Below are 22,081 nucleotides of genomic sequence, written 5' to 3'. Positions count from 1 at the left end.
TTCGGTCCCAATCTGCTTGCTCCTCCCCCCCGGCTTCCCCTACACACGCATGCAACAATTGTAAGGAGCCGTGATGCGCCGTGTTGTCGTGACAGGATTGGGAATTGTTTCGTCCATCGGGAACAATGCCGAAGAGGTGGCCGCGAGCCTGAAAGCTGGCCGGTCCGGGATCACCGCAAATGCCGATATGGCCGAACATGGGTTCCGGTCACAGGTCGCCGGATCGCTCAAGCTGGACGTGTCGGACCATGTCGACAAGCGCACGCTGCGCTTCATGGGTCCGGGCGCGGCGTATGCGCATATCGCGATGGGTCAGGCGATTGCCGATGCGGGGCTCACGCCAGAAGAGGTGGTGAACCCGATGACCGGCCTCATCGCAGGATCGGGCGGGCCTTCGACCAGCGCCATGTTGACCGCGCATCAGTCGGTGCTGAACACCGGCGGAACCAAGCGGATCGGGCCGTTTGCCGTGCCGAAGACCATGTCCTCGACCGTGAGCGCGAACCTTGCGACGGCCTACCAGATCAAGGGCATGAACTTTTCGATCACCTCGGCCTGTTCGACCTCGTTGCATTGCATCGGCATGGCGGCGCAGCAGGTGGCGCTTGGCATGCAGGATGTGATGTTCGCGGGCGGTGGCGAGGAACTTGACTGGACGCTGTCCTGCCTCTTCGACGCAATGGGCGCGATGTCGTCGAAATACAACGACACACCCGAGAAAGCCTCGCGGGCCTTCGATGCCGGTCGCGACGGGTTCGTGATCTCGGGTGGCGGTGCGATGGTGGTGCTGGAACCTCTGGAGCGGGCACTCGCCCGCGGTGCCACGATTTATGCCGAAGTCACCGGCTTCTCGGCCACCTCGGATGGCGCCGATATGGTCGCACCGTCCGGCGAAGGCGGCGAGCGTGCGATGCGCGGCGCGCTGAAAACGCTGCCGGAAGGGCGCACCGTCAGCTACATCAACGCACATGGCACATCGACGCCCGTCGGTGATGTGGGTGAGATCGAAGCGGTGCGGCGTGTTTTCGGTGAGGGCAGCACACCGCCCGTCAGCTCGACCAAGTCGATGACCGGTCACAGCCAGGGTGCCACCGGCGCGCAGGAGGCGATCTACTGCCTGCTCGCGCTGCGGGACGATTTCATCATCCCTTCGATCAACGTGGAAACGCTCGATCCGGCGCTGAAGCCGGAAGAGATTGCCACCGAACTGGTGGAGAATGCCGGTCTCGATACGGTGATGACCAATTCCTTCGGGTTTGGCGGCACCAACGGGTCGATGTTGTTGTCCAAGTATGTAGGTTGAAGATGTCGGGACTGTTGCAGGGCAAACGCGGCCTGATCATGGGTGTCGCCAATGAACGCTCCATCGCGTGGGGGATTGCCAAGGCGATGGCAGAGGCCGGGGCCGAGCTGGCCTTCACCTATCAGGGTGAAGCCTTCGGCAAACGACTTGAGCCGCTGGCGCAAAGCGTCGGGTCGGATTTCATGGTCGATGTCGACGTGACCGACGATGCCTCGCTTGATGCGGCGTTCGAACAGCTTGCCGCGCGCTGGCCGACGATTGATTTCCTGGTCCACGCCATCGCGTTTTCCGACAAGTCGGAACTGCAGGGCCGCATCCTCAATACGAGCCGTGCCAACTTCAAGAACTCGCTCGACATCTCGGCCTACAGCTTCATCGACGTGGCGCGCCGGGCGCATCCTCTGATGGTGGAGAATGGCGGCACTCTTCTGACGCTGACCTATATGGGGTCCACCCGTGTGACGCCGAACTACAACGTGATGGGCGTGGCCAAGGCCGCGCTGGAAGCGTCGGTGCGCTATCTGGCGAACGATCTTGGCCCCGAGGGCATCCGTGTGAACGCCATCAGTCCCGGTCCGATGAAGACGCTGGCCGGCGCGGCCATCGGTGGCGCGCGCAAGACCTACAAGCACACCGACATGAACGCGCCGCTGCGGTCGAACGCGACGCTCGACGCGGTGGGCGGGACGGCGGTGTATCTTGCCTCGGACGCCGGAGCCTGCACCACTGGCGAGATCATCCGTGTCGATGGCGGGTTCCATGTGCTGGGCATGCCGCAATACGAGCATCTTTGACCCCAGAGGGAACTCCGCCTTGGGTTGATCGTTGTCTTCCGTAAAGGAGACACGTCAAATGACATATACGCTGACGCTGCAAAGCATCGAGCCCGTCACCCATGACACCCACCACCTGGTGTTCAACAAACCCGACGGGTATGAATACACGCCCGGTCAGGCCTGTGATTTCGCGCTGGCCAAGGATGGCTGGCGCGACGCGCAGCGGCCCTTCACCTTCACAGGTTTGCCCACCGATGCCACGCTGGAGTTCGTGATCAAATCCTATCCCGACCATGACGGCGTGACCGACCAGATTGCGAAGATGCAAATGACTGATCAGGTCGAAATCAGCGACGCCTGGGGCGCCATCGAGGACAAGGGGCCGGGTGTGTTCATTGCCGGTGGGGCAGGGGTGACGCCCTTCATCGCGGTCTTGAAGCGCCGTCTGCAGACATACGGCACGCTGGAGGATTGCCATCTGGTGTTCTCGAACAAGACCGAGGAGGACATCATCCTTCGCGATACATTCAATTCGATGCGCGGGCTGAATTGTCACTTCGTGGTGACCGACGAGCCGGACAGCGAATTCGCCCGTGGAAAGGTCGACAAGGACTATCTGGCGCCGATCATTAGTGACACCGATGGCCCGATCTACATTTGCGGGCCGGAGCCGATGATCGACGATGTCGCAAAGGCCGTCAGGGACCTTGGCGTTTCGGACGACCGGATCGTGACCGAGGATCTGGACTGAGCCGATCAAAGGCGGGGCGATCCTGTCCCTGCGTCGCACGGCGCGCACGGATCGTGCGGGCCGTTTCGGGTTTCACAGCAATCAGTGCGGCGCGGGTCAGTTCCGCGCGTTTAAAGAGGTACGTTACGATGGACAGAGATGTGTCGTTCCAACCCGGCGACATCAGCGAACAGGACGCAACCGCGATTTTCAGCGCGTCCACTGTCGCGATGGTGCTGACCAACCCCCGCTTGCCTGACAATCCCATCGTCTACGTCAACCGCGCTTTCGAGCGGTTGACCGGTTATACCTCCGACATGGCGCTGGGGCGGAACTGTCGCTTTCTTCAAGGCGCACAGACCTCGGATTCGGCGGTGCGCGACGTGCGTCTGGCCATCGAACATCGCGCAGAAATCTCGACCGTCCTCACGAATGTTCGCTCGAATGGGGAGCCCTTTCTGAACGCCTTGCTGATCTCTCCGGTGATCGATGACAATGGCGAGCTCGTGTATTTCGTCGGCCTGCAAAGCGAGGTCGAGAATGACAAGCAGGCAGAGCGGCTCAAGCAGTTCGAAACGGTCATGGCCGAGATCCAGCATCGCGTGAAGAACCACCTGTCGATGATCCTTGGCTTGATCCGCATGAAGGCCCGCAAGAGCAAGGCGCCCGAGGAATACAAAGACTTGTCACGCCGGATCGAAAGCCTGCAGTTGCTGTACGAGGAAATGTCGGCCGCAACGCTTGAGCGCAATGACGGCAAGATCAAGCTGGGCGCGTATCTGGGTCGCGTGGCGAATGCCATCGCCTATCTCGACAGCCGTCCCGGCGTCCGCATGAACATCCATGTCGAGCCGCTCATGGTGGACACGGAAACCGCGGTACGGATCGGGCTGATCCTGTCCGAAGTGCTGACGAACGCGATGCAACATGCGTTTCGCGATCAAAAGTCCGGTCTGGTCGAATTGCGCGTCATGCGCACCGACAACGGGAGCATGCGCGCGATGGTCACGGATGATGGTGTTGGTCTGCCTGCGGATGTAACCTGGCCCAATGCCGACGGTCTGGGCGGCCGGATCGTTCAGGGCTTGTGCGACGGGCTTCAGGCGACCTTGCAGGTCACGCGAGGGGCGGTCGGCACGATTGTCACGCTGGACGTGCCGGCCGCCGACTGACCTGCGTCAGAACCACTGACCGGATTCGATCAGGCCAAGGTCCAGCAATTGTCGGGAGTGCCATTCAAACGGCACCGAATTGTGCCACCGGAACGTTTCGATCTCGTAGGCTGACCCGGGATTGCGCTTGAGCGCTTTTGCCGTGCGGAATGTGGCCACCGCCGCCGTCAGATTGTTGTGCCATGGGCACGCGTAGGTGTTGTATTCCTCGTCGTTGAACGTGTGGTCGGCGCGCAGCGCCAGCCCGGGCTTGGCGCGGAACAAGGCGATGCGGTCGATCTTGCGCCGCTCGGGCGGCACGTGTTCCTCGTAACGCCAGCGCAAGCCGCCGAAAAAATCCAGTTGCCGTTCCTTGGGATAGTTTGTCGCCGGATCGTTGCGCCCCAGCGCATAGTAGCCTGACCGGTCGATATAGGCGTCGTCGATGTTCACCGCGTTTGGATGTGCGTCAAGATCGCCCGCATAGAGGTCGATGGCATAGCATAGCATCGCGTCCCGCCGCTCTTCCGTGTGAAAGGCCAGCATTTCGCCGATTGTCCGTGTCTCGCAGAAGGGAAAGAACAGATATTCCGCGTTGTAGCAGACATAGACCCACAGGCCCTGAGCCTTGGGAATGATCGCATTCACGATCTCTTCGCGGTTGCCCTTGCGCGTGATTTCGGCATCGACGCGCACCACCTTGTCGGCGATATCCTCGGCCAGATCGAAGGCTTCGGGCATGAAGACGATGTTGGATTTGAAGCCCAGATGCAGGTTGTGCCGCAGGGTCGTGTCGACTTCGACGTCGTCTTCTACGAACACCAAAGCGAGAGGTCCCTTGGCGAGTGCCGCGGACCCTTGTGACAGAAGCTGATCAAGACCTGTATAACGCATGAGGCATCCTCTGCGGGAGTTTTGCGCAGAGTCGGTGAAAAAACCGTGCATTGCAAGACAGGGGTGACATGCGGTATCGGCACGCCCTGAACCCCGCCCCGGAGGATTGGCCCATGTCCGAACCGAAGAAGCTTTATATCAAGACCTATGGCTGTCAGATGAACGTCTATGACAGCGAACGCATGGCCGAGGCGCTGGGCGGGCAGGGCTATGTCGAAACGCAGTCGCCCGATGATGCGGACATGATCCTGCTCAACACCTGCCATATCCGGGAAAAAGCGGCGGAAAAGGTCTATTCCGAACTGGGCCGGTACAAGGGTCTGAAGGCGGCCAAGCCCGATCTGAAGATCGGTGTTGCTGGATGTGTGGCACAGGCCGAGGGCGAAGAGATCATGCGCCGTCAGCCGATGGTCGATCTGGTCGTCGGCCCGCAAAGCTACCACCGCCTGCCCGAGTTGGAGGCGAAGGCGCGGAAAGGTGAAAAGGCGCTCGACACCGATTTCCCCGAAGAGGACAAGTTCGAGGTTCTCAAGACCCGCCCCAAGGCGAAACGTGGCCCGACCGCTTTTCTCACCGTGCAGGAAGGCTGCGACAAGTTCTGCGCCTTCTGCGTCGTGCCCTACACGCGCGGCGCCGAGGTCAGCCGCCCCGCCGACCGGATCCTGACCGAGGCGCGCGATCTGGTCGAACGCGGCGTGCGCGAGATCACGCTGCTCGGTCAGAACGTCAACGCCTATCATGGTTCGGCCCCGAAGGGGACGAACGGGGAGGGCGGAGACTGGTCGCTTGCCCGTCTGATCTGGGCGCTCAACGACATCGACGGGCTGGAGCGCATCCGCTTCACCACCAGCCATCCCAACGACATGACCGACGACCTGATCGAAGCGCATGGCACCTGCCCGAAACTGATGCCCTACCTGCACCTGCCCGTGCAGTCCGGCTCGGATCGCATCCTCAAGCGGATGAACCGCCAGCACACGGCGGAAAGCTATCTTGCCATCATCGAGAAACTGCGCGCCGCGCGTCCTGACCTGCTGCTGTCCGGTGATTTCATCGTCGGGTTCCCGGAAGAGACCGAAGAGGATTTCCAGGCCACTTTGGACATCATCCGCGCGTCCAACTACGGCTATGCCTACAGCTTCAAGTACTCCACCCGCCCCGGCACCCCGGCGGCCGAGCGTGACCAGCTTCCCGAGGATGTGAAGGACGACCGCCTGCAGCGTCTGCAGGCCCTGATCACCGAACAGCAGCAAGCGGCGCAGGACGCGATGGTGGGCAAAGAGGTCGGCGTCCTTTTCGAAAAGCCGGGTCGCCTGACGGGTCAGATGGTGGGCAAGTCCGACCATCTGCATGCGGTCCACGTTCAGGCCGATGGTCTGGCCCCCGGCGATCTGCGACGGGTCCGAATCATCGAATCGGGTCGCAACTCGCTCAAGGGTGCGTTGATCGAATGACACATCATCTAAGGGTCATCCGCGATATATAGAGGTTTGGTCTTCCCTGACCCGCAGTCTTTGGTAGTATTAGCTTGAGTCGGACACCGTTGCCACCGGCAGGGCGTCGTCACAACCGAAGGAAGCGGAAATGATGGGGCGCTTGTCCGCAATTGTGTTGAGTGTCGCACTCGCGGTGCCTGCGTCCGCGCAGCAGGGCGAACGCTACGTGCCCGGTATCTGGATCGACCCTGATGGATGCGAGCACTGGGTGATGGATGATGGCGCCGAAGGCTTCATGAGTCCGCATCTGCGCCGCAACGGTACCCCTGTCTGCCACAAGGTCAGCCGTTGCGCGATTGTGCCCACGGACACGATGTTCGCCACCGGCAGCGCCACGATAGCACCGGGTGGCGTAAACAGCCTGCGCTCCTTCTTCGCGTCCAATCCGGCGAACGGCTTTGTCATCGAAGGTCACACCGACAGCCGCGCATCCGACGCCTCCAATCAGGCGCTGAGCGAACGGCGGGCCCGCGCGGTAGCGCAGGTGGCCCAGCAGGCCGGCGCGCGCGTCTATTCGGTGCGGGGTTTCGGTGAAAGCCGCCCGATTGCCAGCAATTCGAATACCGCCGGAATGGCGCAAAACCGCCGGGTGGAAATCCTGTGCCTGCGCTGAGGAAATCCGCCATGACCCGTCTTGTCATTCTGTCTGCGGTCTGTGCCGCGCTGACCGCTTGCGAAAACGTTGGTGAAGACAAGAGCTTTGATCGAGGCATCGACAGAAAGCCGCTGAGCCAACTTCAGGCCGGTATCTGGATCGATCCCAATGGCTGTGATCACTGGATCATCGACGATGGTATCGAAGGCTACCTGTCGCCGAGGCTCGATCCGACAGGCAAGCCGGTCTGCTCGGGCAACAGCTCCGAACGGAACACCGCCATAGGCGACTTCAAGGGCGGTTCGGCATTCGGAGACGCATTGTGACGGAAGGGGTGTCCGCTTGCACTGTGTGAAGGAAGTTGACACCCTGTTCCCGACACCCTTGCACCGGAGACCCGCGTGACCACAGACACCTTGTCACAAGCGCTTGTAGAATTTCCAGATAACCGTTTGCTCATCGACCTTTGCGGCGAATACGACCGCAATCTCACCGAAATCGAAACCCGCCTTGGGGTGCAGATCCTGCGCCGCGGGAATCAGTTGGCGATCCATGGCGAGCCCGACGCACAGAGCGAAGCGCGCGATGTTCTGAATTCTCTTTACCAGCGGCTTGAACAGGGACGCAGTGTCTCGCCCGGCGATATCGACCGCCAGTTCCGCATGGCGCCTGACGATGTCGGACCCGATGCGCAGATCGAAATGTTCGAAGGTGGCCCGGTCGAAATCAAGACCCGCAAGAAACTGGTCGAGCCGCGCACCGATGCGCAGAAGGCCTATGTGCGGGCGCTTTTCGAAAACGAACTTGCCTTTGGCATCGGCCCGGCAGGCACCGGCAAGACCTATCTGGCCGTTGCCGTCGGCGTGAACATGTTCATCACCGGGCAAGTCGACAAGATCATCCTCAGCCGTCCTGCGGTCGAAGCGGGCGAAAAGCTGGGCTACCTGCCCGGCGACATGAAGGACAAGGTCGATCCCTACATGCAGCCGCTCTATGATGCACTGAACGATTTTCTGCCGGGCAAGCAGCTGGCCAAGATGATCGAGGAAAAGACCGTCGAAATCGCGCCGCTCGCCTTCATGCGGGGGCGGACATTGTCGAATGCCTTCGTGGTTCTCGACGAGGCGCAGAACGCCACGTCCATGCAGATGAAAATGTTTCTGACCCGTCTCGGCGAAGGTTCGCGCATGGTGATCACGGGCGACCGTACCCAGATCGACCTGCCACGCGGTGTGGCGTCGGGGCTGGCGGACGCGGAGCGCCTGCTGAAATCCATCCCGAAGATCAGCTTCAACTACTTCACCTCCAAGGACGTGGTGCGCCACCCGCTTGTGGCGGCGATCATCGAGGCCTACGAAAAAGACGCGGAAACGCCCTGATCTTCATCTTGCCGAATAAACTCCGGGGGTTCGGGGGCAGAGCCCCCGATCAATAAGCATTGACCACACTGACCGACATCGTGATCGAAGACCCCCGCTGGGACGCGGCCGGACTTGAGGATATTGCCGAGGCGGCAGCCATCAAGGCTCTGGAATACTTGGGTTTTCCGATTTCCGGATATGAGATTGCCGTGCTGGCCTGTGATGATGAGCGCATCGCCGAACTGAACGCCGAATTCCGCGGCAAACCCACACCGACCAATGTCCTGAGTTGGCCGACCTTCGACCTTGCCGCGGAAGATGACGGCGCTGCGCCGACCCCTCCGCCGCCACCTGATCCGCTGATGGGCGAAAGCCTTGGCGATATCGCCATCGCTTATGACACCTGCCTGCGCGAGGCGGAGGATGCGGGCAAATCCCTGCACGACCATGCCACACACCTGATTGTTCACGGAGTGTTACATCTCTTGGGCTATGATCACATTCGTGACCGCGATGCCACGCTGATGGAAGGGTTGGAGACCCGGATACTTGGCAAAATGGGTGTTGCGGACCCATATATGGGGTAGTACGGGCCAATTGGCCTTCTCTGGAACAGGAAAAAATGGGCGATACCGACGACTCGTCTAACGCAGCGCAACGCGCGCTCAAGACGAACGACACTCAACCGGGACGTGGGTTCTTTGCACGTCTGCGCAACTGGATGGGCGGCTCAACTCAGGTGGCCGACACGACTCCGACGCCGGAAATCTCTCGGTCGATGTCTCCGATAGACGGTATGATGAACCTGCGTCGCATGCGGGTCTATGATGTGGCGGTTCCGCGTGCCGACATCGTCTCCGTCCCCGATACCATCACCAAGGCCGAACTGGTCAATGTCTTCCGCGAAAGCGGTCTGACGCGGCTGCCGGTTTATACCGGCACGCTGGATACACCGATCGGGATGGCGCACCTCAAGGACCTCGCGCTCAAGCACGGGTTCAACGGCCGCAGCAGCGATTTCGATCTGAAACAGATGCTGCGCCCCCTGCTTTTCGTGCCACCTTCCATGCCCATCGGCGTGCTCTTGGCCAAAATGCAGACCGAGCGGCGGCACATGGCGCTGGTGATCGACGAATATGGCGGTGTGGATGGCCTCGTGACCATCGAGGACCTGATCGAACAGGTGATCGGGGAAATCGAGGATGAACACGATCTGGACGAAGGCACCAATTTCTCGCGCGAGAAGCCCGGAGTCTATCTCGCCTTTGCCCGCACGCCGCTCGAGGAATTCGAGGCCGAGATCGGTCTGAACCTGACGGACCACGACGACATCGACGGCGAGGAAATCGACACATTGGGCGGTCTGGTTTTCATGCTGGCGGGTCACGTGCCCGCACGTGGCGAAGTCGTTCCTCACCCCGAAGGCCCGGAGTTCGAGGTGATCGACGCCGATCCGCGCCGCATCAAACGGATGCGCGTCAGGCTCAAGGCGACAGCGGCTGGTGATGCCGCCCGCGCCCGCGAAGCCTCGGACGTTGCAAGAGCCACCGCACAGTCCGCCTGAACCGATGCACGTACTCCGCCGCCTTGGCGCAATCTGTCTGGGGGGCGTCTTTGCATTGGGCCAGGCGCCATTTGATCTGTGGTGGATCGCGGCACCAGCCTTGGTCGCCATCCTCGTTCTGGTCCTGCGCGATACACGCGCAGGCTCTGCGGCGTGGACCGGCTGGCTTTTCGGTGTGGGCTATTTCGCCCTGTCGATGCACTGGATCGTCGAGCCGTTCGCCGTGGATGCTGCCGCAACCGGGTGGATGGCCCCTTTTGCGCTTGTGGGATTGGCCTCGGGACTGGCGCTGCTCTGGGCGTCCGCCTTCTGGGCCGGACGCCGGATGTCGCCCGGTCCCTTCGGCATCGCACTCTGCTGGGCGGCCATTGAACTGGCTCGCGCCTATATCCTGACAGGCTTCCCCTGGGGACTGGTGGGCTATGTCTGGGCCCAAACTCCGGTCGCGCAATGGCATGCGATCATCGGGCCGCACGGTGTGACGCTGGTGACATTGCTGCTGGCGGCAAGTGCCGCCTGGGCAATCTCCGCCCGCTCGTTTCCCGTTTTGTTCGTCACGGGTCTGGTCAGCTTCAACGGATTTATCGGGGGGATGTTCCTGTACCCCGGGTCTTTGGACCGAACCGGATTCACCGTCCGTCTGATCCAACCCAACGCGCCGCAGCATCAGAAATGGGATCGCGACTACATCCCGCTGTTTTTCAACCGGCAGGTGGATTTCACCGCGCAACTGCCCAAACCCGATCTTATCGTCTGGCCGGAAACGGCAGTGCCAAACCTTCTCGAAAATGCAGGCCCGGCGCTCGACGTCATTGCAGAGGCCGCCGCAGGCACACCGGTGGTGCTGGGCATCCAGCGCGAAGAAGACGGACGGTATTACAATTCGCTCATCACGCTCGACAGCGCGGGGCAGGTATCCGATCTCTACGACAAGCACCATCTCGTGCCGTTCGGGGAATACATGCCCGCCGCTTCGTTCTTTGCTCGCTTCAACATCCTCGGCCTCGCCGCGCGCGCCGAGTCGGGCTATTCCTCAGGGCCGGGGCCTGCGCTCATCGACCTTGGTCCGTTGGGCACCGCGTTGCCGCTGATCTGCTACGAGGCGGTCTTCCCGCAGGATGTCAATGGTGCGCCGCAGCGCCCGGCCATGCTGCTCCAGATCACCAACGATGCATGGTTCGGTGTCAATGCCGGCCCGCAACAGCACCTGACGCAGGCCCGGCTGCGCGCCATCGAACAACGTCTGCCGATGGTCCGCGTGGCGAATACCGGCATTTCGGCCATGATCGACCCGGCAGGCACAATCGTGGAGGCCCTACCGCTGGGCCGCGCCGGGTTTCTTGACGTACCGCTGCCGCCTCCGTTGAAGCCGTTGCTCTACAGCCGCACCGGCGATTGGCTCGCGCTTTGTGCATTGATCGTGGCATTTGCGACCCTGTTCTTGTGGAAACGGCGCAAGCCCATTGACCCGGACCCCGGCGCGGCGTAACGCGGATCATCATTCCCGTCACAACGGCTTCCTGACGTGACGGCAGACCCTAATGGAGCACTCATGTCCCGACAGAATTATATCTTCACCTCGGAATCCGTGTCCGAGGGCCACCCGGATAAGGTCTGCGACCGTATCTCGGACGCTATCCTTGACGCCTTTCTTTCCGAAGAACCCGAAGCGCGGGTCGCCTGCGAAACCTTTGCCACGACCAACCGCGTCGTGATCGGTGGAGAGGTTGGGCTGTCGGACCAGGCTCGGCTTGCCACCTATATGGCACGTATCCCGGACATCGCCCGCGCCTGTATCAAGGATATCGGCTACGAGCAGGACGAATTCCATCACGCCACCTGCGAGATCACCAACCTGCTGCACCAGCAGTCGGCCCATATCGCGCAGGGCGTGAACGCCAGCGGTGACAAGGACGAAGGTGCAGGCGATCAGGGCATCATGTTCGGCTATGCCACGAACGAGACCGACGCGCTGATGCCGGCGCCGATCCAATTCAGCCACGCGATCCTGCGCCGTCTGGCCGAAGTGCGCAAATCAGGACAGGAACCGTTGTTGCGCCCCGATGCGAAATCGCAGATCTCCGTGCGCTACGAAAACGGCAAGCCGGTGGGTGTGACCTCGATCGTTCTCTCGACGCAGCATGCCGACGAAAGCCAAAGCTCCGCCGACATCCGCGCGATTGTGGAGCCGTATATCCGCGAAACCCTGCCCGATGGCTGGATCACCGATGCCACCGAATGGTGGGTCAATCCGACCGGCACCTTCGTGATCGGCGGCCCTGACGGCGACGCTGGCCTCACCGGGCGCAAGATCATCGTCGACACCTATGGTGGGGCCGCCCCCCACGGTGGTGGTGCCTTCTCGGGCAAGGATCCGACCAAGGTGGACCGCTCCGCTGCCTATGCCGCGCGCTATCTGGCCAAGAACGTCGTTGCGGCGGGCATGGCCGAACGCTGCACGATCCAGCTGTCCTATGCGATTGGTGTCTCCAAACCGCTGTCGATCTATGCCGACACGCATGGCACCGGCGATGTCGATGCCTCCGCCATCGAAGCGGCGATCCCCAAGGTCATGGACCTCACCCCGCGCGGCATCCGCACGCATCTTCAGTTGAACAAGCCGATTTATGAGCGCACGGCGGCTTATGGCCATTTCGGCCGCGCGCCGGAGGCGGATGGCGGGTTCAGCTGGGAACGCACCGATCTGGTGGACGCGCTCAAGGCGTCCGTCTGAGAAATGACCGGGCCGGGCGCTCAAGCCCGGCCCGCGCTCCGAGCAAGGAGCCTTTTCTTTTTCCCGTCGGCGCTATGCTTTTAGGCACCCGACAGGAAAAGGAGACCGAGATGTTCCGAGCAAGTCTGGCCGCACTGGCCTTGACCGCCACCGCCGCGCAGGCCGAGATTTCCGCAGAGTATCACCGCTATACCGTCGGCGACCGCGAGTATGAAGGCTACGTCGCGACCAACACCGCGATCGAGCCGAAAGGCACTGTTCTGATCGTTCACGATTGGGATGGCATGACTGCTTACGAAGAGCGCCGCGCCGAAATGCTCGCGGCGTTGGGTTATACCGCCTTTGCCATCGACGTTTACGGCGCGGACGAAAACCCGCAGAGCATCGACGAAAACCGTGCGCTGTCCGGTGCGATGTATGCGGATCGCGACGAATTCCGCATGCGCCTCATGGGATCCATCGAAGAGGCCGCGAACATCACCGGTGCCACCGACACCCATGTGCTGATGGGCTACTGCTTTGGCGGCGCGGCCGTTCTCGAAGCTGCCCGTGCGGGGGCCGATCTGAACGGTTTTGTCAGCTTCCACGGCGGGCTGGGCACACCCGAAGGTCAGGATTACTCGGCCACCAGTGCGCCCGTGATGCTGTTCCATGGCTCTGCCGATCCGGTGTCGGGCATGGCCGATCTGGCATCCCTGCTGGATCAGTTGCAGGCCGCAGGCGTCACTCACGGTGCCGAGATCTTCGGCGGCGCGCGTCACAGCTTCACGGTCTTTGGGTCGAGCGACTACGATCTGGCCGCCGATCAAGGCAGCTGGGAAGGTCTGCTCGAGTTTCTCGACGACGCGCTATGATCCGGCGGATCTTGCTCATCCTCGGCCTGCTCTGGCCGGGGATGCTCTTTGCCAATGACTGGGAGGCGCTCGACACACCCGGTGCATTTGCCATCATGCGCCACGCCTTGGCCCCCGGCACTGGCGATCCGGCCAATCTGACGGTGGGCGATTGCAGCACCCAGCGCAATCTCAGCCAGCAGGGCAGGGATCAGGCCACCCGCATTGGTCAGGCGTTCCGGGATCGCGGCCATGCCTTTGATATCGTTCTGACCAGCCAATGGTGTCGGTGCCGCGACACTGCCGAATTGCTGGCGCTTGGCCCGGTGGAAGAGGTTCCAGCTTTCAATTCCTTCTTTCAGGACTTTTCCACACGTGAAACTCAGACCACCGAGGCGCTAAAACTCTTGGCGGATCGGTCGGACCGCCCGTTCATCGTCACCCATCAGGTCAACATTCGCGCCCTGACCGGTCAATCCACACGATCCGGAGAGGTCCTCGTCGTGCGCCACTCAGGCGACGGGCTCGAGGTGCTGGGCTCCATCCTGATCGACCCGTGACGCCGACAAAAACCAAAGACCTCCGTTGCGGGATCCCGGTGCAATCGCTAAACCGCGCGCCATGAATGACAGCAAACACCCTTCGGGCGCGCCATGGCGCAACTTTTATGGCCGGTTCAAGGGCAAGACCCTGCGCCCGAACCAGAAAGACTATCTCGAACATGATCTCGATGCGCTCAGCCCCGGCGCCGTGTCCTGGGAAGAAAACCCGGAACGCACCCCGCTTGACGTTGACGCGATTTTCGACGGCAAGCCGATCTGGCTCGAAATCGGCTTCGGCGCTGGTGAACACCTTGTACATCAGGCTCAGACCTATCCCGATGTTGGCATCATCGGGTGTGAGCCTTTCATCAATGGTGTGGCGATGCTCTTGGGCAAGATCCGCGACTCGGGTGTGGCCAACCTGCGGGTCCATCCCGGTGATGCGCGCGACCTGTTTGATGTCCTGCCCGTCGGATCAGTCGACAAGGCATTCCTGCTCTATCCCGACCCGTGGCCCAAGAAACGCCACCACCGCCGGCGCTTTGTCACGCAGGAGCATCTTGCACCACTTTTCGACGTGCTGACGCCCGGGGCTGAATTCCGCGTCGCGACAGATATTCCAGACTACGTGCGTCAGACTCTGATCGAGGTCCCAAAGGCCGGGTTCGAATGGCTAGCCGAAGGCCCGGGCGACTGGCGTCATCCGTGGGCGGATTGGTATTCCACCCGCTACGAGATGAAGGCTCTGCGTGAAAAACGAATGCCGCATTACATGACCTTCCGGAAGCCGGCATGATGGCGCCCTTCACAGTGGCCATAGATGGCCCCGCTGCGGCGGGAAAGGGCACGATCAGCAAGGCGGTCGCCGCGCATTTCGACCTCGCGCATCTTGACACCGGGCTGCTCTACCGTGCTGTGGGGGCACGCATGCTGCAGGGGGAAGAGCCGATTGCGGCGGCACAAAGCCTGGTTGCCGGAGACCTTGAAAACCCCGACCTGCGCACCGCCGATGTCGCGCAGGCTGCCTCCAAGGTTGCAGTGATCCCGGAAGTACGCGCAGCCCTTCTGGACTTTCAGCGCGCCTTTGCCCGGCGCTCCGGCGGGGCTGTGCTCGATGGCCGCGACATCGGAACGGTGATCTGCCCGCAGGCCGAGGTTAAGCTCTTTGTGACCGCAAGCGCCGAGGTGCGCGCGCAACGGCGTCTGGCGGAACTCGGCGAACGCGGGTTCCAGACCGATTTCGACGCGGTGCTGGCTGATGTCAAAGCCCGCGACGACCGCGACATGAACCGCGCCGATGCGCCGTTGCGTCCAGCCGAGGATGCGGTGACCATCGACACGTCGGATCTGAGTATCAAGGATGCCGTGGCCTGCGCCGTCAGGGTGGTGGCCGCAGCAAGAGACACCTGACAATCGGCATCCAGCTGCGCAAAGCGGGGCCGTGCCGCATGGGCTCTTGCCATATCGATGTCGCTCTGCTACCCCGCGCGCGTCGCAACAAGGCAAACAATGCCGCAGGACGAAGATCGAGCAGGGGTCGGCAATCACCGGCCCTCTTTGTTTTGCGAATGCCGTGACCAATCCCGTTCGCCGCAAGTGCGGACATCACCCCAGACCGGCGGAGACAACCGCTCGGCCAGAAAAACGATACGTAAAGGAAACAGACGCCACATGGCTCAGAACGCATCTATGGAAGAATTCGAGGCACTGCTGAACGAAAGCCTCGAAATGGACACACCGGACGAAGGGTCCGTTGTCAAAGGCAAGGTCATCGCTATCGAAGCGGGCCAGGCCATCATCGACGTCGGCTACAAGATGGAAGGCCGCGTTGATCTCAAGGAATTCGCAAACCCCGGCGAAGCGCCCGACCTGTCTGTCGGCGACGAAGTCGAGGTGTTTCTGCGCTCTGCAGAAAACGCACGCGGCGAAGCGGTCATCTCGCGCGAGATGGCGCGCCGTGAAGAAGCATGGGATCGGCTCGAAAAGGCCTATGCAGACGACGCCCGCGTCGAAGGCGCGATCTTCGGCCGTGTCAAAGGCGGCTTCACCGTCGATCTCGGCGGTGCTGTGGCCTTCCTGCCCGGCTCGCAGGTTGACGTGCGCCCGGTGCGCGACGCTGGCCCGCTCATGGGTCTCAAGCAGCCGTTCCAGATCCTCAAGATGGACCGTCGCCGGGGCAACATCGTTGTGTCGCGCCGCGCAATCCTCGAAGAGAGCCGCGCCGAACAGCGCGCCGAAGTCATCGGCAACCTCACCGAAGGTCAGGCCGTTGACGGCGTGGTCAAGAACATCACCGAATACGGTGCGTTCGTGGACCTGGGTGGCGTGGACGGTCTGCTGCACGTGACCGACATGGCATGGCGCCGCGTCAATCATCCGTCCGAGATCCTGTCGATCGGCGAAACCGTCAAGGTTCAGGTCATCAAGATCAACAAGGACACCCACCGCATCAGCCTCGGCATGAAGCAGCTGCAGGAAGATCCGTGGGATCTGGTCGCCGCCAAGTACCCGCTCGAGTCCGTTCACATGGGCCGCGTCACCAACATCACCGATTACGGTGCGTTTGTTGAGCTGGAGCCGGGTGTCGAGGGTCTCGTGCACGTCTCCGAGATGTCCTGGACCAAGAAGAACGTCCACCCGGGCAAGATCGTGTCGACCTCTCAGGAAGTGGAAGTCATGGTTCTGGAAATCGACGGTGCCAAGCGCCGCGTGTCCCTGGGCCTCAAGCAGACCATGCGCAACCCGTGGGAAGTGTTTGCAGAAACACACCCCGAGGGCACCGAGGTCGAAGGCGAAGTCAAGAACATCACCGAATTCGGTCTGTTCGTTGGCCTCGACGGCGACATCGACGGCATGGTGCACCTCTCGGACCTGTCGTGGGACGAGCGTGGCGAAGATGCGATCCAGAACTACCGCAAGGGCGACATGGTTCAGGCCGTCGTCACCGAAGTGGATGTCGAGAAAGAGCGCATCTCGCTCTCCATCAAGGCACTCGGCGGCGACAAGTTCGCGGATGCCGTGGGCGGCGTGAAGCGTGGCTCGATCATCACCGTTCAGGTCACGGCCATCGAAGATGGTGGCATCGAAGTGGAATACGAAGGCATGAAGTCCTTCATCCGCCGCTCCGACCTGTCGCGTGACCGTGCCGAACAGCGCCCCGAGCGTTTTTCGGTCGGTGACAAGGTCGACGTCCGCGTGACCAACGTGGACAGCAAGACCCGTCGTCTGGGCCTGTCGATCAAGGCACGCGAGATCGCCGAAGAGAAGGAAGCGGTCGAGCAGTATGGCTCGTCGGATTCCGGCGCATCGCTGGGCGACATCCTTGGCGCGGCTCTGAAATCGGGCGATAACTGACCCAAGTGGTCGGTTGACTGAATCGAACCCCCGCATCCCGGATGCGGGGGTTTTTCGTTTCTTGGCTCCGCGCTATCCGCGCAACCTGGACTTTCCAATATTTGTCTTAACCTGAGAAGGCCCGCTCCCTGTCAGGCCACCTCGCGAAGGCCCAGCATCTCGCGCGCCTGCTGCCACGTGGCGACAGGGCGTTCGTACTTTTCGCAGAGCTCTACCGCACGTTTGACCAGAGCCGCGTTTGACGGTGCCAACGTGTTGCGATCCAGACGGATATTGTCCTCCAGCCCAGTCCGCGCATGCCCCCCCGAGGAAATGGCCCATTCGTTCAGCACGATCTGGTTCGGCCCGATCCCCGCCGCACACCAAGGCGCATCCTCTCCAAAGAGGCGCTTGACCGTGTGGATGTAGAAATCGAATACCTCGCGGTCCACCGGCATCGCGTTCTTCACGCCCATGACGAATTGCACATACGGCGTTTCGGCGATTTCTCCCGCCTCGTACATCGCGGCGGCGCGGAAGATGTGCGACAGGTCGAAGGCCTCGATCTCGGGCTTGATGTCGTAGGTCTTCATCTCGGATGCGAGCCACGCCACAAGATCCGGCGGGTTCTCGTAAACCCGCGTCGGAAAGTTGTTCGACCCGACCGACAGCGACGCCATATCCGGGCGCAGCGGCAGCATCCCGCCCCGCGTCTTGCCCGCACCGGACCGCCCCCCGGTCGAAAGCTGAATGATCATGCCCGGACAGTGCTTTTCCACACCCTCTTTGAGCAGGGCGAACTTGTCCGGATCTGAACTGGGGGTTTCATCGTCGTTGCGCACATGGGCGTGCATGATCGTGGCCCCCGCCTCGAACGCTTCGTGGGTGCTTTCGATCTGTTCGGACACAGCGGTCGGAACTGCGGGGTTGTCCGCCTTGGTCGGCAAAGACCCGGTGATGGCGACGCAGATGATGCAGGGGGTGGTCATGGGATCGTTGAGTCCTCTGGTGTTCGTTGCGCGCACTCTGGCAGGAAACGCAAGCGTGTCAAATGTCTCCGCCAAGGTCGTCCCAGATCTCCTGCACCCAGCCCTTGATCACTTGCGCTTCGTCCCAGCGGTTCGACATCTCGCGCCCGTCCGGCCCGGTCATGGCGTATTCCGGCGGGCCCAGTTCACAGACGAAGATGCAATCGCCCGACGCGTTGCGCGTCCGCCAATCGGCCATGCCCTCGCGCCACCAGCCTTTGAAGAGCTCTACCCACTTCTGGTGCTGCGGGAAATCCAGTTGCAACTGAATCTGCTGGCGACTGGCCACACGGCCCTGAAAACTGTCCGAGCGTTTCAGGATGCGGCTGATCAGGCCAAGGTCGTGCTCCGACAGGGGAAACCAGAATTCCCGGTCCACCACGTAATGCGACAGGTCCGCGCAAATCCGCATCTCGGGGATGCGGTCGAGCAGTTGCAGCGTCGTATAGAGATCGTTGGTGATACAGTTGCGGTGGGTTTCGAATTGGATCGGCATGCCGATACGGTCCGACATGGCCATCCACGTCTCGATCACCGGGATCATATCGTCGAGTGCGATCGGCATCACCTGACCGATCACGTCTACAAAGGGCGCGCCGAAATCGGCGGCCATGTGCAGCGTGTCTTCGAGGCTTTCGATCGTCTTGGGGAAAGCCACGATCAGCGGCGTCAGCCCGTTGGCCTCCATATGCGGGCGCACCGCATGGGCGACCTCCACATCCGACGCGCCCAGATCGATGGCCATCCCGTCGAATCCGGCCCCGGCGACCATATCGCAGACCTGATCGTAAGGCAGCTTGACCCCGGTCTGGTCATGCGGTTGCATCGCCCAGAGGGATGTGTAGACCTGAAGCCGCCTCACTCGGCAGGCACCCGGCGGGTGCGGCCACCCGACATGGGGACAATCCAGACCTCGTTCATCGGGTATTGGCTTTCGTCCTTCGCCATCAGCTTCCTGATCACTTCGATCTGGAACTCGATCCAGCCCATGCGGTGCACGTCTCCCGCTTTGTCCTCGATCTTGTCGTTCAACTCCCGCAGCTTCCAGAACGGCACGGCTGGGAATGTATGATGCGCGGTGTGATAAGGCATCTGCCAGCAGAGCCAGCGGAAGAAGGCGTTGGTCCGTGTCGAGCGGGTGTTTTCCAGAATGTCGTTCTCGTGGGACAGACCCAGATGTTCGATGGTGTTCTGCAACTGGTGCACCGGTTTGGTCAGGACCATCGGGATCAGCCAAAAGGTCAGCGCGGCCCAGCTTCCCGTCACAAGCGACACCAGCGCGATCACCGCATAAAGCCCAAGGTGAATGCGGCTTTCGCGGATCACCTTGGCTTCTTCCTCGGGCCGGATGAACGGCTCCATGATCACTCCGCGCGCCCGGCGCACCACGCCGAAGATCCGGTTGCGCCAATAGGTGATGCCCGACAGCCAGAGCAGGTAGGTGGTCAGCGTGTAGGGCTCGCGCACCAGCTCGCCGTCGCGTTCCCAATCCTGCGTGTATTGGTGATGCGCGAAATGCATGATCTGGTCATAGTCGCGCGGGAAGATCTGGAGGAACCCGATGATCCGGCCGAAGACCTCGTTCAACGCCCGCGTCTTGAACACGGTGGCATGGCTCAATTCGTGCTGCGCGGCATAGAGGAAGTTGATCAGCACCCCAAGCGCGAATCCCGTCACCCAGACCCACCCGGTGCCCATTGCCTGCGCGTGCAGAACGCCCACCACAAGGATCGCCCCCACATGGCTTGCCATCTGCGCGGCACCCATCAGGTCCGAGCGCTCTGTCAGGCTGCGCAGCTCGGCAGGTGTGAGCAGCTTGCGGCGCGAGAAACTGGCTTCCATCTGTCCCTCCGTTTCTGATGTCGCGCCAGACTGGCCGGGATCAGGTCAAAAGAAAAGTCCCATGCGCCGCTGAAATCGACCCGATCTGGGCAGTGCCGGATTTGCGGGCATCCGCGCAAAACCTTCTGTTGCGTCGCGCCCCATTGTGCAGGGGGCGACTTGGCCTCACAATGGCCGAAAAACGCATCACAGAGGTGAGCAGACCGATGCAGATCAATCGACGCCTTTTCGGGTTGGGGCTTTTGGGCCTTGGCCTGTCCGCCTGTTCACGTGCCGTACCGGGCAGCGTGAGCACTAGCACACCCACGGGCCTGCCCGCCGATCTGAGGCCGGTGCCCAACGCCGCCTATGACGCATGGGTCGCGGCGTTCCGGGGCCGTGCGGCGGCGCAGGGGATTTCGCAATCCACGCTGGACGCCGCCTTTCGCGGCACGGGATACCTGCCCGGAGTCGTCACGCGCGACCGCAACCAGACTGAGTTCAGCCGTAGTCTCGAGGACTATCTCGCCATCGCGGCGTCCGAGGAACGCGTTGCAAAGGGCCGGGCGGCCTTTGCCCGGCATCGCGGAACACTCACTGAACTCGAAAGCCGTTATGGCGTCGATGCAAAGATCATCTGTGCGATCTGGGGATTGGAAAGCTTTTACGGCGAACGGCGCGGCGAGGTGCAGGTGATCTCGGCCACCTCGACGCTGGCCTTTGACGGGCGGCGTGGGCGGTTCTTTGAACAGCAGTTGATCGCGGCGCTGCGAATCCTCCAGAACGGAGACATTCCCGCCTCGCGCATGACTGGAAGCTGGGCGGGGGCCATGGGGCACACACAGTTCATCCCGACCTCCTTTCTGCAATTTGCCGTGGATCACGATGGCGACGGTCGGCGCGACATCTGGTCGGACGATCCGACCGACGCGCTGGCCTCTGCCGCTGCCTACCTGCAGCGCAATGGCTGGCAGCGCGGTGTGTCTTGGGGGCGCGAATCTCCCGACGGATCGCTCCAGCCTCAACCGGGTGGGCCGCGCTTTGCGACGACCGCGAATTTCCGGGTGATCAAGCGCTACAACAATTCCGACGCCTACGCGATTGGCGTGGGGCACCTGTCCGATCGGATCAGTGGGGCAGGGCCGCTGCGCACGCCGTTCCCGCCCGATGCCAATGGGCTGACCAAAGCGGATCGGATCTCGCTGCAGCAACGCCTGACCGCGCGTGGGTTTGATGCGCAGGGCGCCGATGGGGTGATCGGGTCGAACACCGAAGCCGCGATCCGGGCTTACCAAGCAAGCCGGGGTCTGCCGGTCACGGGCACGCCGTCGCAGGCGCTGCTGCAAAGCCTGCGCTAGCCCGGTGCGTCGCGTGCTCGGGTGGCTGCGCAACACGGTTGTGCTGATGTGGCTCTGCGCGGCCCTTCTGTTCAGCACGGTGGCCCTCGCGGTGCAGGCGGTGACGCTGACAGCGCAGGTGGCCACCGTCACCGCAAGCGCCTCTGCCGCTGCACTGAGCCATCGCAAAGATCTCGCCAAGGCCGTCGCACGCACCAAAGCAAAGGCCCGTCTGCGCCGGATGCTGGTTGCGGTTCCTGTGGTCGGCGCAGGGGCCGCCGTTGCGTTCGAGGCGCAGGATTTCCGCGACTGGCAGGTCGACAATCCCGACGGCACATTTGCCGACTATTCCTGCGAGGTGGCTTCGCTGAGTGCCGAAGTGGTGGACGAGGTGCTGCAAGACCTGCCGGACGGGTTGCGCCCCTCCCGCGACACGGTGCTGAACCAACTGCCCGAATGTGCGCCAGAGTCCTGATTTCAGCGATTCATTTATACCCGTCCTCCTGAATTGACCTGACTTTTTGTTAGGCCGATTCACTCTGCCACATGTTGAACAGGGCAGCGGCTGGTACTGTTTGATTAT

Annotated in this window: 23 protein-coding genes and 1 riboswitch; of the genes, 19 read left to right on the top strand and 4 right to left on the bottom strand. The window is 61.9% G+C overall.

The window, feature by feature from the left end; genetic code table 11:
* Window positions 1–73: 73 nt before the first annotated feature.
* The 4 genes from MRY75_RS04495 to MRY75_RS04480 all read left to right on the top strand — a co-directional run bounded on the left by MRY75_RS04495 (window position 74) and on the right by MRY75_RS04480 (window position 3,981).
* Window positions 74–1,303 carry a beta-ketoacyl synthase N-terminal-like domain-containing protein gene (locus MRY75_RS04495; protein ID WP_292305954.1) on the top strand — a complete coding sequence of 410 codons (1,230 nt, stop codon included), beginning with the start codon at window positions 74–76 and terminating at the stop codon, window positions 1,301–1,303.
* A gap of 2 nt (window positions 1,304–1,305) precedes the next feature.
* The gene (locus MRY75_RS04490) at window positions 1,306–2,097 is read left to right on the top strand and encodes an enoyl-ACP reductase (RefSeq protein WP_292305953.1); all 792 of its coding nucleotides are present in this window, start codon (window positions 1,306–1,308) and stop codon (window positions 2,095–2,097) included.
* Between the two features lie 58 nt (window positions 2,098–2,155).
* Window positions 2,156–2,830 (top strand): flavodoxin reductase, encoded by a 675-nt coding sequence (locus MRY75_RS04485; protein ID WP_292305952.1) that lies wholly within the window; start codon window positions 2,156–2,158, stop codon window positions 2,828–2,830.
* A gap of 128 nt (window positions 2,831–2,958) precedes the next feature.
* The gene (locus MRY75_RS04480) at window positions 2,959–3,981 is read left to right on the top strand and encodes a PAS domain-containing protein (RefSeq protein ID WP_292305951.1); all 1,023 of its coding nucleotides are present in this window, start codon (window positions 2,959–2,961) and stop codon (window positions 3,979–3,981) included.
* Window positions 3,982–3,987: 6 nt separating this feature from the next.
* Here the strand turns inward: MRY75_RS04480 and MRY75_RS04475 are convergent, their stop codons facing one another.
* The gene (locus tag MRY75_RS04475) at window positions 3,988–4,854 is read right to left on the bottom strand and encodes a glycosyltransferase family 2 protein (protein WP_292305950.1); all 867 of its coding nucleotides are present in this window, start codon (window positions 4,852–4,854) and stop codon (window positions 3,988–3,990) included.
* Window positions 4,855–4,967: 113 nt separating this feature from the next.
* Between MRY75_RS04475 and miaB the strand changes: the two genes are divergently transcribed.
* The 13 genes from miaB (at window position 4,968) to rpsA (ending at window position 17,333) form a co-directional block, all read left to right on the top strand.
* A complete protein-coding gene (gene miaB, locus MRY75_RS04470) occupies window positions 4,968–6,308 on the top strand; it encodes a tRNA (N6-isopentenyl adenosine(37)-C2)-methylthiotransferase MiaB (protein ID WP_292305949.1) in 1,341 nt (446 codons plus the stop codon).
* Window positions 6,309–6,438: 130 nt separating this feature from the next.
* On the top strand, window positions 6,439–6,963 hold the full coding sequence (locus MRY75_RS04465; protein WP_292305948.1) for an OmpA family protein: 525 nt from the start codon (window positions 6,439–6,441) through the stop codon (window positions 6,961–6,963).
* An 11-nt stretch (window positions 6,964–6,974) separates the two neighbouring features.
* Window positions 6,975–7,271 (top strand): hypothetical protein, encoded by a 297-nt coding sequence (locus MRY75_RS04460; protein ID WP_292305947.1) that lies wholly within the window; start codon window positions 6,975–6,977, stop codon window positions 7,269–7,271.
* Window positions 7,272–7,346: 75 nt separating this feature from the next.
* Window positions 7,347–8,324 (top strand): PhoH family protein, encoded by a 978-nt coding sequence (locus MRY75_RS04455; RefSeq protein WP_292305946.1) that lies wholly within the window; start codon window positions 7,347–7,349, stop codon window positions 8,322–8,324.
* Window positions 8,325–8,383: 59 nt separating this feature from the next.
* Window positions 8,384–8,893, top strand: coding sequence for an rRNA maturation RNase YbeY (ybeY, locus tag MRY75_RS04450; RefSeq protein ID WP_292305945.1), 510 nt, complete (start codon window positions 8,384–8,386; stop codon window positions 8,891–8,893).
* 35 nt (window positions 8,894–8,928) lie between these two features.
* Window positions 8,929–9,870, top strand: coding sequence for a hemolysin family protein (locus MRY75_RS04445; RefSeq protein WP_292305944.1), 942 nt, complete (start codon window positions 8,929–8,931; stop codon window positions 9,868–9,870).
* A 4-nt stretch (window positions 9,871–9,874) separates the two neighbouring features.
* Window positions 9,875–11,359 (top strand): apolipoprotein N-acyltransferase, encoded by a 1,485-nt coding sequence (gene lnt, locus MRY75_RS04440; RefSeq protein WP_292305943.1) that lies wholly within the window; start codon window positions 9,875–9,877, stop codon window positions 11,357–11,359.
* Between the two features lie 12 nt (window positions 11,360–11,371).
* Window positions 11,372–11,419: riboswitch (SAM-SAH riboswitch) on the top strand.
* A 3-nt stretch (window positions 11,420–11,422) separates the two neighbouring features.
* Window positions 11,423–12,604 carry a methionine adenosyltransferase gene (metK, locus tag MRY75_RS04435; protein ID WP_292305942.1) on the top strand — a complete coding sequence of 394 codons (1,182 nt, stop codon included), beginning with the start codon at window positions 11,423–11,425 and terminating at the stop codon, window positions 12,602–12,604.
* A gap of 110 nt (window positions 12,605–12,714) precedes the next feature.
* Entirely contained in the window at window positions 12,715–13,458 is a 744-nt protein-coding gene (locus MRY75_RS04430; RefSeq protein WP_292305941.1) for a dienelactone hydrolase family protein, read from the top strand.
* Window positions 13,455–13,997 (top strand): histidine phosphatase family protein, encoded by a 543-nt coding sequence (locus MRY75_RS04425; RefSeq protein WP_292305940.1) that lies wholly within the window; start codon window positions 13,455–13,457, stop codon window positions 13,995–13,997. The genes MRY75_RS04430 and MRY75_RS04425 overlap by 4 nt, the downstream gene beginning before the upstream one ends.
* A 61-nt stretch (window positions 13,998–14,058) precedes the next feature.
* Window positions 14,059–14,775, top strand: a complete 717-nt coding sequence (locus MRY75_RS04420; RefSeq protein ID WP_292305939.1) for a tRNA (guanosine(46)-N(7))-methyltransferase TrmB — start codon at window positions 14,059–14,061, stop codon at window positions 14,773–14,775.
* A complete protein-coding gene (gene cmk, locus MRY75_RS04415) occupies window positions 14,772–15,389 on the top strand; it encodes a (d)CMP kinase (RefSeq protein WP_292305938.1) in 618 nt (205 codons plus the stop codon). The genes MRY75_RS04420 and cmk overlap by 4 nt, the downstream gene beginning before the upstream one ends.
* Before the next feature lie 57 nt (window positions 15,390–15,446).
* Window positions 15,447–17,333, top strand: a complete 1,887-nt coding sequence (gene rpsA, locus MRY75_RS04410; protein WP_366934905.1) for a 30S ribosomal protein S1 — start codon at window positions 15,447–15,449, stop codon at window positions 17,331–17,333.
* Between the two features lie 131 nt (window positions 17,334–17,464).
* Here rpsA and MRY75_RS04405 read toward each other — a convergent pair whose 3' ends face one another.
* Genes MRY75_RS04405 through MRY75_RS04395 form a run of 3 tightly spaced genes read right to left on the bottom strand, consistent with a single transcriptional unit; the run spans window position 17,465 to window position 20,182 of the window.
* A complete protein-coding gene (locus MRY75_RS04405) occupies window positions 17,465–18,301 on the bottom strand; it encodes a 3-keto-5-aminohexanoate cleavage protein (RefSeq protein ID WP_292305936.1) in 837 nt (278 codons plus the stop codon).
* A gap of 58 nt (window positions 18,302–18,359) precedes the next feature.
* The gene (locus tag MRY75_RS04400; RefSeq protein WP_292305935.1) at window positions 18,360–19,202 is read right to left on the bottom strand and encodes a sugar phosphate isomerase/epimerase; all 843 of its coding nucleotides are present in this window, start codon (window positions 19,200–19,202) and stop codon (window positions 18,360–18,362) included.
* Window positions 19,199–20,182 (bottom strand): fatty acid desaturase, encoded by a 984-nt coding sequence (locus tag MRY75_RS04395; protein WP_292305934.1) that lies wholly within the window; start codon window positions 20,180–20,182, stop codon window positions 19,199–19,201. Before MRY75_RS04395 ends, MRY75_RS04400 begins: the two co-directional genes overlap by 4 nt.
* Before the next feature lie 206 nt (window positions 20,183–20,388).
* On the opposite strand from MRY75_RS04395, the gene MRY75_RS04390 reads away from it, so the two are divergent.
* Together MRY75_RS04390 and MRY75_RS04385 are read left to right on the top strand one after the other, a co-directional pair.
* A complete protein-coding gene (locus tag MRY75_RS04390; protein WP_292305933.1) occupies window positions 20,389–21,519 on the top strand; it encodes a lytic murein transglycosylase in 1,131 nt (376 codons plus the stop codon).
* Window positions 21,520–21,523: 4 nt separating this feature from the next.
* The gene (locus MRY75_RS04385; RefSeq protein WP_292305932.1) at window positions 21,524–21,973 is read left to right on the top strand and encodes a hypothetical protein; all 450 of its coding nucleotides are present in this window, start codon (window positions 21,524–21,526) and stop codon (window positions 21,971–21,973) included.
* The last annotated feature ends 108 nt before the right edge of the window (window positions 21,974–22,081 follow it).

Origin of the sequence: Marivita sp., from assembly GCF_022763305.1 — a bacterium.
In the GTDB taxonomy this organism is placed as follows: domain Bacteria; phylum Pseudomonadota; class Alphaproteobacteria; order Rhodobacterales; family Rhodobacteraceae; genus Marivita.
This window is presented reverse-complemented; position numbering and strand designations above follow the sequence as displayed.